The following is a 13,212-nucleotide window of genomic DNA, read 5'->3' as shown; positions in this document are numbered from 1 at the left end:
GTGAGGATGCAAAAAGGTGACAGTGGGGGGACAGAGAATCTTCCGGTACCGGTTACGGACGGGGACGATCCCGTATCGCCTCGCCCGTGGGTGGGGAGAGGCACTGTGAAGTCCTCGCTAACCGTCGTACGCCCGGTCACCGACGTCCTGGCCCAGGGGAGGCGGTGGGTGAGCCGGGAGCAGGTGCTGGGGCCCGCGCTGGTGGCTCCGGCGTTTGCGTACGTGGCCCTGCTGGTGGGCTTTCCCTTCCTGTTTGCGCTGTACCTCAGCCTGACCGACGCCACCACCGGCAACCCCTACGGATCGTTCGTGGGGGTGAAGAACTTCGTCGAGATCGTCCAGGACCCCACCTTCCGCCGCGCCCTGCGCAACACCTTCGTGTTCACGCTGTCCTCCCAGGCGGCCGTGGTGGTCCTGGCCAAGGTCCTGGCCATGACCCTGCAGGGGGTCCGCCGGGGGCGGGGGATCCTGCTGTTCCTGCTCCTGCTGCCGTGGGTGGCGCCGGTCTCCCTGGCCACCATCGGGTGGCTGTGGATCCTGCACGCCCGGTTCAGCGTCATCGACTGGGTGCTGTGGCAGGTGGGCCTGCTGCCGCCCAACACCAACATGTTCTGGCTGGGCCGGCCCGACCTGGCCATGCTCTCGGTGGTCATCGTGCACGTGTGGCGGATGCTGCCCTTTGCCACGGTGGTCCTGCTGGCCGGGCTGGCCTCGCTGCCCCAGGACGTGATGGACCAGGCCATCGTGGACGGGGCGGGGTTCTGGCGGCGGCTGTTCTCGGTGCAGATTCCCCTGATGCTGCCGGTGATCAGCGTGGCGGTCCTGTTCGGGACGGTCTTCACCTTCACCGACATGGCGGTGGTCTACGTCCTGACCCGGGGCGGCCCCTTCGACACCACCCAGGTCCTGTCCAGCCTGGCGTTCTTCAAGGGCATCGTGGGCGGCAACCTGAGCGTGGGCGCGGCCATCTCCCTGTTCCTGTTCCCGGTCCTGTTCGCCACCGTGGTGCTGATCCTGCAGGTCGCCCGGAGGGCGGAGGTGACCTGATGGGGCGGCACGCGGTGCGGATCCTGGGGCCGGCCGGGCGGGGAGGCGTCCTGGGCGTGTTCACCATCTTCGCCGCCTTTCCGTTCGCGTGGATGCTGATCACCGCCTTCAAGCGCAACTCGGACCTCTACACCCCCGCCCACAACCCCTTCTGGTTCAACGAACCTCCCACCCTGGAGCACCTGCAGTACGTCTTCACCAAGACCATGTACGCCCACTGGATCGTCAACACCGCGGTGGTGGGGGTGGCGGTGGTGGCCATCACCCTCCTGCTGGCGCTGCCGGCCGGCTACAGCCTGTCGCGCTTTTTGGGGGCGTGGGGAGGGCGGCTGGGGATGGCCATCTTCCTCGTGTACCTGGTGCCGCCCACGCTGCTGTTCATCCCCCTGGCCCGGGTGGTCAGCGAGCTGGGCCTGGCCAACACCGTGTGGGCCCTCATCGTGGTCTACCCGACGATCACCGTGCCCTTTGCCACCTGGCTGCTGATGGGGTTCTTCAAGTCCATCCCCCGGGAGCTGGAAGAGCAGGCCCTGGTGGACGGCTACGGCCGGCTGGGGGCGTTTCTGAGGGTGACCCTGCCCCTGGCGGTGCCGGGGATCATCACGGTGGTGGTGTTCAGCTTCACCCTCTCGGCCCAGGAGTTCGTCTACGCCCTGACCTTCGTCACCAGCACCGCCCGCAAGACCGTCAGCGTGGGCGTGCCGGCGGACATGGTGCGGGGCGACATCTTCGACTGGGGGCCGCTGATGGCGTCGGCGTTCCTGGCCAGCGTCCCCGTGGCCGCCCTGTACTACGTGGTGCTGGACAAGTTCGTCTCCGGCTTTACCAGCGCCGGAGCACTCCGCTGAGGAGGTGGGAGCGATGGAGGAGAGCGGGGAGAGCCGGTGGGTGCGTCTGCCCGACGGTCAGTGGCGGCGCCTGACCCGGCGCGAGTTCCTCAAGCTGGCCGGGGTGGGGGTGGCCGCGGCCAGCGTGGGTCCGTTCATCTTCACGTCGCGGTCGGCAGCCCAGCAGCCGACCCTGAGGATTCTGCAGTGGCGCCACTTCGTGCCTCCCTACGACGAGTGGTTCGACAGGGTCTTCGCCCCCCGGTGGGGAGAGAAGAACGGGGTGCGGGTCGTGGTGGAGCACGTGGGCCTGGCCGAGATCCCCGCCATCGCCGCCGGCGAAGCCGCCCGGGTGGCCGGCGGCGCCGACCCCGGCCATGACCTCATCCAGCACCTGACCCCGCCGGCGGGCCTGGAGCGGCAGGTGGACACCGCCGCCCACCAGGAGGTCATCGAGGAGCTCAAGGCCAAGGTGGGCCCGTACATCCCCCTGGCCGAGAAGAGCACCTACAACCCCGTCACCCGGAGGTACTTCGGCGTCTCGGACAACTTCGTCCCCGACCCCGTCCACTACCGGGCCGACCTGTGGCGGCAGGTGGCGGCCCGGTTGACCGGCGACCAGCGGGTGCCGCTGCGGGGGCCGGTGACGTGGGACGATATCCGCAAGGCGGGGCGGGAACTGAAGCGCCTGGGCCACCCGGTGGGGCTGGGGCTGTCCCAGGAGATCGACACGGGCATGTTCCTGCGGGCCCTGATGTACTCGTGGGGGACCTCCGAACAGGACGAGGGCAGCAACGTGGTCCTGGACCTGCCGCCGTACCGTCAGCGCACCCTGGACGCCCTGCGGTTCGTCAAGGCCCTGTACGAGGAAGCCATGTTCCCCGCCGTGTTCGCGTGGACGGCGGCGTCCAACAACGAGGAGTTCCTGGCCGGGCGGATCTCGGTGGCGATGAACGCCATCTCCATCACCCGCACCGCCCAGACCCTGGCGGCCCAGGCCATCCAGAGGGGCGAAAACCCCAACCAGTCGGCGGCTGTGCAGTTCGCCCGCAACACCTGGATCACCGAGCGGGCTCCCCAGGGACCGGCGGGGGCCCGGGGACTGGAACACGTGATGGGCGTCTACACCCTGTGGCGGGATCGCCCGCGCCCGGTGCGGGAGGCGGCCAGGAAGTTCCTCATCGACCTGGTGCTCAGCTATGACCCGGAGGTGGCCGCCCGGGAGGGGTGGGCGCCCGGCAAGTTCCACGCCAGCCAGGCCTATGACTACCCCACCTTCCAGAATGCCATCTCCAAGGAAAAGCGCCTGGCCTACCTGCGCGACGACCCGGTGAGCAAGGCGGCCGGCGACCGCAAGGACAAGCTGGTGACCATCGAGACCGCCTACGAGTGGGCCCACAACGTCGGCTGGCCCGGGCCCAGCAGCGCGGCCATCGACGAGGTGTTCAACACCTGGATCATCAACACCATGTTCGCCCGGGTGGCCCAGGGGCTGGACACGCCCGAACAGGCCCTGGAGACGGCGGCGGCCCAGATCCGCCGGGTCTTCACCAAGTGGCGGGAGCAAGGCCTGGTGGGCGGGCGCCGATAGTCCTCACGGGGGCGGGGGCGCCACCCGCGGCCCCCGCCCCGGGGCGGGTGACCGGCATGCGCGACGTGGCGGTGCAGGAGGTCCTGAACTACATCGGGGGTCGGTGGGGCCGGGCGCAGGAGGCGTCCACCCTGGACGTCTACAACCCGGCCACCGGCCAGGTCATCGGCCGGGTGCCCCTCTCGGGCGCCGCGGAGGTGGACCGGGCGGTCCGGGCGGCGGCGCAGGCCTTCCCCTCCTGGCGGCGGACGCCCCCCGGAGAGCGGGTCCAGTACCTGTTCCGCCTCAAGCGGCTGCTGGAGGAGAACCTGGAAGACCTGGCCCGGACCATCACCCTGGAGTGCGGGAAGACCCTGGAGGAGTCGCGGGGCGAGCTGCGCCGCGGCATCGAGAACGTGGAGGTGGCCTGCGGCATCCCCACCCTCCTGCAGGGGTCCACCAGCGAGGACGTGGCCCGGGGCATCGATGAGTTCATGTTCCGCCACCCGGTGGGCGTGGTGGCGGCCATCACCCCGTTCAACTTCCCGGGGATGATTCCCCTGTGGTTTCTCCCCTACGCCATCGCCTGCGGCAACACGTTCATCCTCAAGCCCTCGGAGAAGGTTCCCCTCACCGCGCAGAAGATCGCCGGTCTGGTGGAGCAGACCGGTCTGCCGGCCGGCGTGGTGAACGTGGTGAACGGCGCCCGGGAGACGGTGGACGCCATTCTCGACCACCCCCTGGTCCGCGCCGTCAGCTTCGTGGGCTCCACCCCGGTGGCCCGCTACGTCTACGCCCGGGCCGCCGCCTCCGGCAAGCGGGCCCAGTGCCAGGGCGGGGCCAAGAACCCGGTGATCGTCATGCCCGACGCCGACCTGGAGGCGGTGAGCCGGCAGGTGGCCGACTCGGCCTTCGGCTGCGCCGGGCAGCGGTGCCTGGCCGCCTCGCTGGTCTTTCCCGTGGGTTCCGCCCGGGAGCCGGTGCGGGCGGCGCTGGCGCAGCTGGCGGCGTCGCGGAGGGTGGGCAGCGGATTCGACCCGCAGGTGGAGATGGGTCCGGTGATCCGCGCCGAGAGCAAGTCCCGCATCGAGCAGCTCATCGCCCAGGGGGCCGCCGAAGGGGCCCGGGTGGTGGTGGACGGGCGGGGGGCGCGGGTGCCGGGCTACGAGGGCGGGTTCTTCCTGCGGCCCACGCTCCTGGACGCGGTGCCCCCCGACGGCGTCATCGCCCGCACGGAGATCTTCGGCCCGGTCCTGGGCCTGGTCCCGGTGCGGGACATTGACGAGGCCATCGCCCTGATCAACCGTCACTCCTACGGCAACATGGCGTGCCTGTTCACCCGCAGCGGGGCGGCGGCGCGCCGCTTCCGCTACGAGGCGCAGGTGGGCAACGTCGGCATCAACGTGGGAGTCGCGGCCCCCATGGCCTTCTATCCCTTCGGGGGGATGAAGGAGAGTTTCTTCGGCGACCTGCACGGCCAGGGGCGGGACGCCGTGGAGTTCTACACCGACAAGAAGGTGGTGGTGGAGCGGTGGCCGGAGGCCTCCTCCTGAGGGGGCTCAGGCCGCGCCGCCCAGCAGGGTGTCCACGAACGCCACGCGGGCCTGCCGCGCCGGCGGGAGGGCGGCGCTGAACGCCCGCCAGGCGTCGCGGGTGCGCTCCCGCACCACGCCCTCAACCGCCACGACCGGCATGGGCTCGGTCCAGGGGATGACGTCCACCTCCAGGGCCAGCCGGTCGCAGAAGTCCAGGCAGGCGTCCAGGTAGGCCGCCACCTCCCGGGAGTCCAGAGGACCCGCGGCAAACGGGCGGCCCGACTGATCCTCGCAGGCCGCGACCAGAATCCGGGTCAGGGCCGCCAGACCGGCCAGGGCCCGCACGTCGGCCCAGCGGGCCTGGATGTTGGCCGGCGCGTGGCGGGCCGACCACTGTGCCAGGTCGGCCACCCACGCGTCCACCGTGGCCAGGCAACGGGTGGTCGCCCGGACCAGTGCCACTTCTGACGCCCGCGCCAGGATCGCCACCGCCGCGTCCCTGGCCTGGCGGCCCTGCACCGGCGTGGCGATGCGCGGCAGGACCACGTGGCGCGCGAACAGGCCGTCCACCACCAGCTCCAGCGACCGGCGGCTGCGGTAGCGGTCGGGGTGAGCGGCCGCGCGGGCAACGAGGTGCCGGCGGGCGCCCTCCGCTCCGGTCCGGGCCGCCTCCAGGAGGATGCGCAGGGGGACGTAGGCCAGCGCCACCCACACCAGGAGCCAGAAGAACCACCGCTGCAGGCCCGCGCCGCGCCCGATCAGGGTCAGCAGGGTCACCCCGTAGCCCAGGGCACACGCCGCCAGCAGGCCCCGGGCGGCTGCGGCGAAGCCCTCGGGGTCGGCGAGGCGCGCGTACAAGTAGCGCAGGTCCATGTCCCGTTGAGGTGTTGGCCCCTCGTCCGGGATTCTCCTGTCCTGCGGCGTGAACGGACCGTGACGGACGCGGGGTACAGGGGAAGGCGGGCAGGACATCCGGGAGAGGGGCGGAGGCGAGGGCATGCGCAGGGTTCTGGCGCTCGCGGCGGCGATGAGCCTCCTGCCGGTGGGGACATTCCAGCTGGACCCCGCCGCCAGCGCCCTGACCTTTATCGTCCGCGACAACCGGGGAGGGTTCCAGGGCGAAGCCCGCCGGGTGGAGGCGACCGTCCGGGTGGAGGAAACCGACGGCGGTTTTGCGGCGGCGATCGAGGCCCGCATCGACGCCCGGTCCCTGACCACCGGCCTGGGACTGCGGGACGCCCAGATGCACCGCGCCTTCCTGCAGTCCGACCGCTATCCTGACATCACCTTCGTGGGCACCGCGACGCCGCGGGATCCGGTCACCGGTCTGTCGTTCCGGGTCCTGGTGCGGGGCCGCCTGACCATCCGGGGCGTGACCCGGGAGGTGGAGTTTCCGGTGCGGGTGGTGGCCCTGCGCGACGCCTACCTGGTCGACGGCGCGGTGACGGTGCGCATGAGCGACTTCGGCATTCCCCTCCCGCGCTTTGTCATCTTCGTGGCCGAGGACCCCGTGCAGGTGACCCTGCGTCTGCGCCTGCGCGCCGCACCCTGACCGGCGCATCCGCGGCTCGCTGTGCCGCGGCAGGCCCGAGCCGTCCGCCGTCGAAGGCTACTAGTCGTCTCCCGTATCCTCGGCGGCGCGTGCCGCCGGGAGCGACCACGGCATGGCGAGGAGGTGACCGACGCGTGACGGCCCTGGACTACGCCCGCCAGCACCGCGCCCGGTTCGAGGACGAACTGCTGGATCTGCTGCGCATCCCCAGCGTGAGCGCCGTCCCCGAGCATCACGACGACGTGCGCCGGGCGGCCCGCTGGCTGGCCGACCACCTGGCGCAGATCGGCCTCCGCGCGGAGGTGATCCCGGTGGAGGGAGGCCAGCCCCTGGTGTACGCCGAATGGCTCCAGGCCCCCGGGCGGCCCACAGTGCTGTGCTACGGCCACTACGACGTCCAGCCTCCGGACCCCCTGGAGGAGTGGACCTCCCCGCCCTTCGAGCCGACCCGGCGGGGTGACGACGTGGTGGCCCGGGGGGCGTCCGACGACAAAGGTCAGCTGTTCGCCGTCATCAAGGCGGTGGAGGCGTTGCTGCGGGGTGAAGGATCCCTGCCGGTGAACGTGCGCTTCCTGATCGAGGGCGAAGAGGAGATCGGCAGTCCCGCCGTGACCCGCTGGGTCCCGCGCCACGCCCGGCGGCTGGCGTGCGATGTGGCGTGGGTATCCGACGGCCAGATGTTCGCGCCGGGTCTGCCCACCATCGTGACGGGGTTGCGCGGGCTGGTTTACACCGAGGTGGAGGTCCGCGGCGCGTCCACGGACCTGCACTCGGGCATCCACGGCGGCGCCGTGCCCAACCCGCTGGTGGCGCTGGCCACCATCATCGCGGGCCTGCACGACCGTCGGGGGCGCGTGGCAGTGCCGCGCTTCTACGCGGCGGTGCGGGACCCCTCGCCGGAGGAGAAGGCCTCGTGGGAGCGCCTGCCGTTCCGGGAGGACGACTACCTGCGGGCGCTGGGCCTGACGGTGGCCGTGGGAGAAGAGGGCTACGGCATCCTGGAGCGGCGGTGGGCGCGGCCCACCCTGGACGTGCACGGCATCGCCGGGGGGTGGACCGGCGCGGGCCCCAAGACCGTGATCCCCTCCCGGGCCACGGCCAAGATCAGCATGCGGCTGGTGCCCGACCAGCGGGCGCGCTCCGTGTTCCGGGCCTTCCAGCGCCGCGTGCGGAGGCTGGCCCCGCCCGGAGTGACGGTGGAGGTGCGGGAACTGGCCGGCAGCGATCCCGTCCTGGTGGATCCCGCCGCCCCGCCGGTGCAGGCGGCCGCCCGGGTGGCGCGACAGGTGTGGGGGGCCGAGCCGGTGTTCATCCGCGAGGGGGGCAGCGTGCCCATCGTCACCGAATTCTCCCGCTCCCTGAAGGTCCCCACGGTCCTGTGCGGCTTCGGCCTGCCCGACGACAACCTGCACGCCCCCAACGAGAAGTTCCACCTCCCCAACTTCCACCGGGGCATCGAGACCGTGATCCGGTGGATGCGCGACGTCGCCGGCTGACGGGCTCCTCCGGACCGCCATGCGCGAGGTCTCCGTCGCCGACACCCGGCTGGAGGTCGTCCAGCTGGTCCTGCCCGGGCACGCCAACAGCCAGGGGACCCTGTACGGGGGCCGGCTGATGGACTGGATCACCGCCGCCGCCACCATGGCCGCCATGCGGCTCAGCCGCGGGCCGGCGGTCCTGGGGGCCATGGACGACCTGGACTTCGTAGCGCCGGTGCGCGTGGGCGACGTGGTGACGCTGCTGGCCCAGGTGGAGCACGTGGGGCGGTCCTCCCTGGAGGTGGGCGTGGACGTCCACGCCGAAGACCCCCGCGGCGGCGACCGCCGGTTCACCACGTCCGCGCACCTGGCGCTGGTGGCGGTGGATGACAGCGGCCGCCCGCGCCCGGTGGAGGCGCGCATCGTGCCCCGGGGAGCCGCCGAGGAGGAGGTCGTGGCGGCGGCGTCTGCCCGCAAGCGTGAGCGCGATGCGCGCCTCGCGGACCGCCGGGCCCAGGCCGCCCGCGTGGAGGAGGAGACGGCCGGGCTGCGCGTCGCCCTCGAGGTCGTGCGCATCGTCTTCCCCGACGACGCGGTGCTGGGGACCCTGATGTTTGCCGGGCGGCTGATGGCCCACCTGGACGAGGTGGCCTCCGTGCTGGCCCTGCGGCACTGCCGGGGCCCCGTGGTCACCGCCTCCGTCGACGCCCTGGCGTTTTACGCGCCCATCCGGGTGGGCGAGATCGTCACCTACAAGGCGGCCCTCAATCACGTGGGGCGGACCTCCATGGAGGTGGGCGTGAAGGTGGTGGCCGAGCACCCGCTGACGGGAGAGCGCCGGCACACCTGCACCGCCTTTCTGACCATGGTGCACGTGGGGCCGGAGGGTCCCCGGCCGGTGCCGCCCTATGTGCCGGTCACCGAGGAGGAGCGCCGCCGGTGGGCGGAGGCCGAGGCCCGCCGGGCGCGGCGCCTGCAGCGGCGGGCCCGGCTGCGCCCGGCGATGCCATGAGGGAGCTGCTGCTGGTGGCGGGGCTGACCCTGGTGCCCTGGGTCGAGCTGCGGGGAGCGATCCCGGTGGGCCTGGCGCTGGGGCAGCGTCCCCTGGAGGTGCTGGCGGTGGCGGTGGCCGCCAACGCGGCGCTGGTCCTGCCGGCGTGGTGGGCGCTGGACCTGGCCTACGGGCGATGGCTCTCCCGGTGGGCGCCGGTCCGGCGGCAGGTGGAGCGCGTACGCCGGTCCGGCGAGGGGTACGTGCGGCGCTACGGCCTGGTGGGGCTGACCCTGTTCGTGGCCGTGCCCCTGCCGGGCACGGGGGCCTATGCGGGGGCGGCTCTGGCCTGGCTGCTGGGGCTGCCACGAGCCGGCGCGCTGGCCGCCATCGCCTGCGGGGTGATCCTGGCCGGCGCGGCTGTCACCCTGGTGGCCACCGGCGCGGTGTCGCTGATCCGGATCCTTCCCTGACGGCGTCAGGCGCGGATCCCGCAAACCCGTCGCCCGCGGGTGCGCGCCATCCAGGGGAGGGGCCCCGGCTGCGCGTGAGAACGTATTTGACAGGGCCCGGGTGGGGCGATACCATCACCCTCGCGCCCGGGCCGACCCGGCGCACGCTGCGGAGGAGGGGAGGTGGAGATGGACACCATCGGGCACCACTACATCGTGGAAGCGTCCGGCTGCAACCCCGATGTCATCGGCAAGGTGGAGGCGGTGGAGCGGATCCTGGTGCGCGCCGCGGAGGTGGCTGGCGTCCAGGTGTGGTCCATCTCCTTCCACCGGTTCAACCCCAACGGCGTGTCGGGGGTCGTGGTGATTTCCGAGTCGCACCTCTCGGTGCACACGTGGCCGGAGGTGGGCTACGCCGCGCTGGACATCTTCACCTGCGGGGGGGCTGCCAAGCCCGAAAAGGCGGTCCAGTGGGCGCTGCGGGAGTTCGGCGCCACCAGCGTGCACATCACCGAGGTGACCCGCGGCCTGGAGGAGGGGGACCGGGTCTTCTTCCACAGCTTTGTGACCTGGGAGGAGGAGCTCCTCAAGAAGGCCGTCGACGGCCAGCGGCCGGCGGCGCGGAAGCGCGTCGTCCGCCCTCGCGCCTAGCCCGCGTCCGTGCAGGCGCGACCCGGGGGAGGGACCGCCGCCACCCAGGGCGACCTATCGCCCGTGACGCGCACCGGCCGCGGGGTGCCCCAGTCGGACCGCGCCGGGGATGCGCGGACGGTCTGGACGGTCACCGCCGCCCACTTCCTGAACGACTTCTTCCTGTCGTTTCTGGGACCGCTGCTGCCGCTGGTGGTCCAGACCTTCGACCTGTCCCTGGCCCTGGCGGGGTTCCTGGCTACCACCCTGACGACCTCGTCGGCCCTCTCCCAGCCCCTGTTTGGCGCCCTCGCCGACCGCCTCCGGCGTCCGGTCTTTGTCGTCCTGGGGCCCGCCCTGTCGGTGGCGGCCATGGGCCTGGTGGGGCTTGCGCCCGGCTACGGCGTCCTCCTGGTCCTGCTGCTGGTGGCCGGCACGGGGACCGCATCCTTTCATCCCCAGGGGGCGGCGGCGGCGGGTGGGGCCGCCCTGCGCCGGCGCGGGGCCGCCCTGTCCGTGTTCGTCGCGGGCGGAGAACTGGGGTATGCGGTCGGCCCCCTGGCCATTGCCGCGGCCGTCTCGGCGTGGGGGCTGCGGTCCACCGCCGCCCTGGCCGCGGCCGGCCTGCTGGCATGCGGTCTGCTGGCCCGGTCGCTGCCGGGGCGCCGGACCTCCGCGGCCGACCCGCCTCCGGCGCGGACCGGCCCGGCGCGCGTCGCGGGTCCGCTGGTGCTCCTGTGGCTAGTCGTGGTCCTGCGCAGCATCCTCATCACCGCCTACCAGACGTTCCTGCCGCTGCTGCTGCACCAGCGGGGCGGCTCCCTGGTGGCGGGCGGGGCGGCCGTCTGCGCCTTCGGCGGCGTGGGCGCCCTGGGAGGCATCTCGGGAGGGCTTCTGGCGGACCGGATCGGCCGGCGGCGTACGCTGGTCCTGTCCCTGGTGGTGCCGGTGCCCCTGCTGCTCCTGTTCCTGCTGACGCCGGGGCCGTGGTCGTACGTGTGGCTGGCGGCGGGCGGCGCCGCCCTCTACCTGTCGGCGGCGGTGACCATCGTGATGGCTCAGGAACTGTTGCCCCGGCGCGCCGGGGTGGCCAGCAGCATCGTCATGGGACTGGCGTGGGGGACCGCCGGCCTGTCGCTCACGGGGGTGGGGGCGCTGGCGGACGCCGTCGGGTTGGACCGCGCGTTGGCCGGCCTGCTCGCCCTGGTCGTCCCGGCTCTGGTCGCGGTGGCCGGACTGCCCCGGCGGCCCGGCTCCCCGCCCTGAGGAGACGTCGGTCTACGCCTCGGGCTCGAACAGCTCGATGATGTTCCCGTCGGGGTCGGCCAGCTGGGCCATGCGGCCGCCGTCCACGGTGCGGGGCGGCACCAGGACCTTGGCCCCGCGGCGCTTGGCGTCGTTGAACGCCACCTCCAGGTCAGCCACCTGGAAGGTCATCTGGGTGGTCCCCGTGCCTCCGGGCTGGGTGCGGGGCTTGATCGCCAGGACCACGCCGTCGGTGCGGAACTCGGCCGACGACTCCGACCTGGTGATCACCGGCAGGCCCAGAACGTACGAGTAGAAGGTGAAGGCCTTCTTCATATCCGAGACCAGGATGGATACCTGCAACAGCTGGTCCAGCATGCGGCTGACCGCTCACCTCCGTGCCGGCGCCTACGGCCGGGGCGGTACCTCCACGGGCGTCACCACGCAGGTGGTCGTCCGGGTCACCCCGGGCGCCTGCTGAATCCGGGAGACGATCAGGCGTCCCAGCGCGTCCATACTGGGGGCCTCCACGAACGCGATGATGTCCGTGGGGCCGGTGACGGCGTGCGCGGAACTCACGCCGGGCGTCGCCAGGATATGGGCCAGGGCCTCCCCGGCCTGGCCAGGCATCGTCCGCACCAGCACGTAGGCCTGCACCGCCACTGTTCCATCCTCCCGGAGGGGGACTCCTTCCGCCCTCCCTCCCTGGGGACCGCCCGATGGCCGGTCCGCCGGGATGCGGCCCCGCCACGGTTATTCGACCCCCGCGCGACTTCCCTCCTGTGTCGCCCCCGATGTCGGCCCCCCAAAAGGAACGGCCCGCCGGAGAACATCCGGCGGGCCGTGGTGCGCTGTCGGTCCTGCCTTACAGCGGGACGACGTTGGCAGCCTGCGGGCCCTTCTTGCCGTCGACGATGTCGAACTGCACCTGCTGGCCTTCCTGCAGGGTCCGGAACCCGTCCATCTGGATGGCGCTGTAGTGGACGAAGACGTCCTTGCCACCCTCCACGGAGATGAAGCCGTAGCCCTTCTCCGCGTTGAACCACTTCACCGTACCGGTGACCATTGCGGCCGTGCTCCTTTCCTTTCCGTAGTACAGAAACGGGCGTCCCAGCCTCGTACCTGCCCGGGCGAGCATATCATGGTGCAGTCGGGGTGTCAACGCTCTGTACCGCCTCAATAGATCCGAGACACCCCCCTCCATGGTCAGTAGTCGGCCTGCCAGCGGGCCAGGAACCCATTCGGGGTGAGGTAGCCAAGGGCCTGGTGCGGCCGAGGCGTTATAGACCGCCTCGTGTTTGCCGCAGCAGGGAGTTGTGGAGGGCTAGGTCCATCGACGCCGCCGCGCGCCGCGGGGCGCTGGCCGGCGGCGGGCGGACGATCGCGGTGCTGGGGTGCGGTATCGACGTCATCTATCTGCCCGAGCATACCCGTCTCGCGGAGCAGATCATCCGCGCTGGCGCCCTGTTCTCCGAGTACCCGCCGGGGACGCCGTCCTTGAAGCACCAGTTTCCCAGGCGCAACCGCCTGATCAGCGGGCTGGCCCTGGGGGTGGTGATCGTTGAGGGACGGGAAGACAGTGGCGCGCTCATCACCGTGGACTGCGCCCTGGAGCAGGGGCGGGAGGTGTTCGCCGTGCCGGGACCGCTGTTTGCGCCCACCAGCGCCCTGCTGCACCGCCTGGTGCAGCAGGGGGCGAAACTGGGCCGCCGCGTGGAGGATATCCTGGAAGACCTCCGCCTCCACCGGGCGGTGAAAGACGCCGTTCGCCGAGCCGGCGTGGCCACCCCCCTCGTGCCACACCTTCAGGCATTCGTTCGCCACACACCTCCTGGAAGACGGATACGATATCCGGACGGTCCAGGAGCTGCTCGGACACAAGGAC

At 72.0% G+C, this 13,212-nt stretch carries 14 protein-coding genes and 1 pseudogene; 11 read left to right on the top strand and 4 right to left on the bottom strand.

What is annotated here, in order from left to right; translation table 11 throughout:
• Window positions 1-105 precede the first annotated feature (105 nt).
• From RB150_05485 to RB150_05470, 4 genes are read left to right on the top strand one after another with little or no spacing between them, the layout of a single operon-like run.
• Window positions 106-1,047: a sugar ABC transporter permease gene (locus RB150_05485; protein ID MDQ7819984.1), complete on the top strand. Its 942-nt coding sequence runs from the start codon at window positions 106-108 to the stop codon at window positions 1,045-1,047.
• Window positions 1,047-1,895, top strand: a complete 849-nt coding sequence (locus RB150_05480) for a carbohydrate ABC transporter permease (GenBank protein ID MDQ7819983.1) — start codon at window positions 1,047-1,049, stop codon at window positions 1,893-1,895. The genes RB150_05485 and RB150_05480 overlap by 1 nt, the downstream gene beginning before the upstream one ends.
• A gap of 13 nt (window positions 1,896-1,908) precedes the next feature.
• Window positions 1,909-3,465, top strand: a complete 1,557-nt coding sequence (locus RB150_05475) for an ABC transporter substrate-binding protein (GenBank protein MDQ7819982.1) — start codon at window positions 1,909-1,911, stop codon at window positions 3,463-3,465.
• Window positions 3,466-3,521: 56 nt separating this feature from the next.
• Complete coding sequence (locus RB150_05470; GenBank protein ID MDQ7819981.1) at window positions 3,522-4,997, top strand: CoA-acylating methylmalonate-semialdehyde dehydrogenase; 1,476 nt, start codon at window positions 3,522-3,524, stop codon at window positions 4,995-4,997.
• A 6-nt stretch (window positions 4,998-5,003) separates the two neighbouring features.
• Here RB150_05470 and RB150_05465 read toward each other — a convergent pair whose 3' ends face one another.
• Window positions 5,004-5,852 carry a hypothetical protein gene (locus RB150_05465; GenBank protein MDQ7819980.1) on the bottom strand — a complete coding sequence of 283 codons (849 nt, stop codon included), beginning with the start codon at window positions 5,850-5,852 and terminating at the stop codon, window positions 5,004-5,006.
• A 124-nt stretch (window positions 5,853-5,976) separates the two neighbouring features.
• On the opposite strand from RB150_05465, the gene RB150_05460 reads away from it, so the two are divergent.
• The 6 genes from RB150_05460 to RB150_05435 all read left to right on the top strand — a co-directional run bounded on the left by RB150_05460 (window position 5,977) and on the right by RB150_05435 (window position 11,348).
• Entirely contained in the window at window positions 5,977-6,531 is a 555-nt protein-coding gene (locus RB150_05460) for a YceI family protein (protein ID MDQ7819979.1), read from the top strand.
• 134 nt (window positions 6,532-6,665) lie between these two features.
• Entirely contained in the window at window positions 6,666-8,027 is a 1,362-nt protein-coding gene (locus RB150_05455) for a dipeptidase (GenBank protein ID MDQ7819978.1), read from the top strand.
• A gap of 19 nt (window positions 8,028-8,046) precedes the next feature.
• Window positions 8,047-9,021, top strand: a complete 975-nt coding sequence (locus tag RB150_05450) for a hotdog domain-containing protein (GenBank protein MDQ7819977.1) — start codon at window positions 8,047-8,049, stop codon at window positions 9,019-9,021.
• On the top strand, window positions 9,018-9,473 hold the full coding sequence (locus RB150_05445) for a small multi-drug export protein (protein ID MDQ7819976.1): 456 nt from the start codon (window positions 9,018-9,020) through the stop codon (window positions 9,471-9,473). Before RB150_05450 ends, RB150_05445 begins: the two co-directional genes overlap by 4 nt.
• Window positions 9,474-9,641: 168 nt before the next feature.
• Entirely contained in the window at window positions 9,642-10,103 is a 462-nt protein-coding gene (gene speD / locus RB150_05440; protein MDQ7819975.1) for an adenosylmethionine decarboxylase, read from the top strand.
• A gap of 63 nt (window positions 10,104-10,166) precedes the next feature.
• Window positions 10,167-11,348 (top strand): MFS transporter, encoded by a 1,182-nt coding sequence (locus RB150_05435; GenBank protein MDQ7819974.1) that lies wholly within the window; start codon window positions 10,167-10,169, stop codon window positions 11,346-11,348.
• Between the two features lie 12 nt (window positions 11,349-11,360).
• On the opposite strand, the gene RB150_05430 is transcribed toward RB150_05435, so the two are convergent.
• The 3 genes from RB150_05430 to RB150_05420 form a co-directional block, all read right to left on the bottom strand.
• Entirely contained in the window at window positions 11,361-11,705 is a 345-nt protein-coding gene (locus tag RB150_05430) for a VOC family protein (GenBank protein ID MDQ7819973.1), read from the bottom strand.
• A gap of 30 nt (window positions 11,706-11,735) precedes the next feature.
• Window positions 11,736-11,990 carry an Lrp/AsnC ligand binding domain-containing protein gene (locus tag RB150_05425; protein MDQ7819972.1) on the bottom strand — a complete coding sequence of 85 codons (255 nt, stop codon included), beginning with the start codon at window positions 11,988-11,990 and terminating at the stop codon, window positions 11,736-11,738.
• A 202-nt stretch (window positions 11,991-12,192) separates the two neighbouring features.
• Entirely contained in the window at window positions 12,193-12,393 is a 201-nt protein-coding gene (locus RB150_05420) for a cold-shock protein (protein ID MDQ7819971.1), read from the bottom strand.
• 266 nt (window positions 12,394-12,659) lie between these two features.
• Here RB150_05420 and RB150_05415 point away from each other — a divergent pair.
• Window positions 12,660-13,212: pseudogene (locus tag RB150_05415) on the top strand (DNA-processing protein DprA).

The sequence above is a fragment of the Armatimonadota bacterium genome, assembly GCA_031081675.1.
GTDB lineage: Bacteria > Sysuimicrobiota > Sysuimicrobiia > Sysuimicrobiales > Kaftiobacteriaceae > Calidihabitans > Calidihabitans tengchongensis.
Note: the sequence above shows the minus strand (reverse complement) of the source record. Positions and strands in the feature narration are given on the sequence as shown.

Bases quoted from the DNA above. Each gene is read 5' to 3' on its own strand.
- RB150_05480 (MDQ7819983.1), top strand. From the start codon at position 1,047: ATGGGGCGGCACGCGGTGCGGATCCTGGGGCCGGCCGGGCGGGGAGGC.
- RB150_05475 (MDQ7819982.1), top strand. From the start codon at position 1,909: ATGGAGGAGAGCGGGGAGAGCCGGTGGGTGCGTCTGCCCGACGGTCAG.
- RB150_05470 (MDQ7819981.1), top strand. From the start codon at position 3,522: ATGCGCGACGTGGCGGTGCAGGAGGTCCTGAACTACATCGGGGGTCGG.
- RB150_05465 (MDQ7819980.1), bottom strand. From the start codon at position 5,852: ATGGACCTGCGCTACTTGTACGCGCGCCTCGCCGACCCCGAGGGCTTC.
- RB150_05460 (MDQ7819979.1), top strand. From the start codon at position 5,977: ATGCGCAGGGTTCTGGCGCTCGCGGCGGCGATGAGCCTCCTGCCGGTG.
- RB150_05450 (MDQ7819977.1), top strand. From the start codon at position 8,047: ATGCGCGAGGTCTCCGTCGCCGACACCCGGCTGGAGGTCGTCCAGCTG.
- RB150_05445 (MDQ7819976.1), top strand. From the start codon at position 9,018: ATGAGGGAGCTGCTGCTGGTGGCGGGGCTGACCCTGGTGCCCTGGGTC.
- speD (MDQ7819975.1), top strand. From the start codon at position 9,642: ATGGACACCATCGGGCACCACTACATCGTGGAAGCGTCCGGCTGCAAC.
- RB150_05430 (MDQ7819973.1), bottom strand. From the start codon at position 11,705: ATGCTGGACCAGCTGTTGCAGGTATCCATCCTGGTCTCGGATATGAAG.
- RB150_05420 (MDQ7819971.1), bottom strand. From the start codon at position 12,393: ATGGTCACCGGTACGGTGAAGTGGTTCAACGCGGAGAAGGGCTACGGC.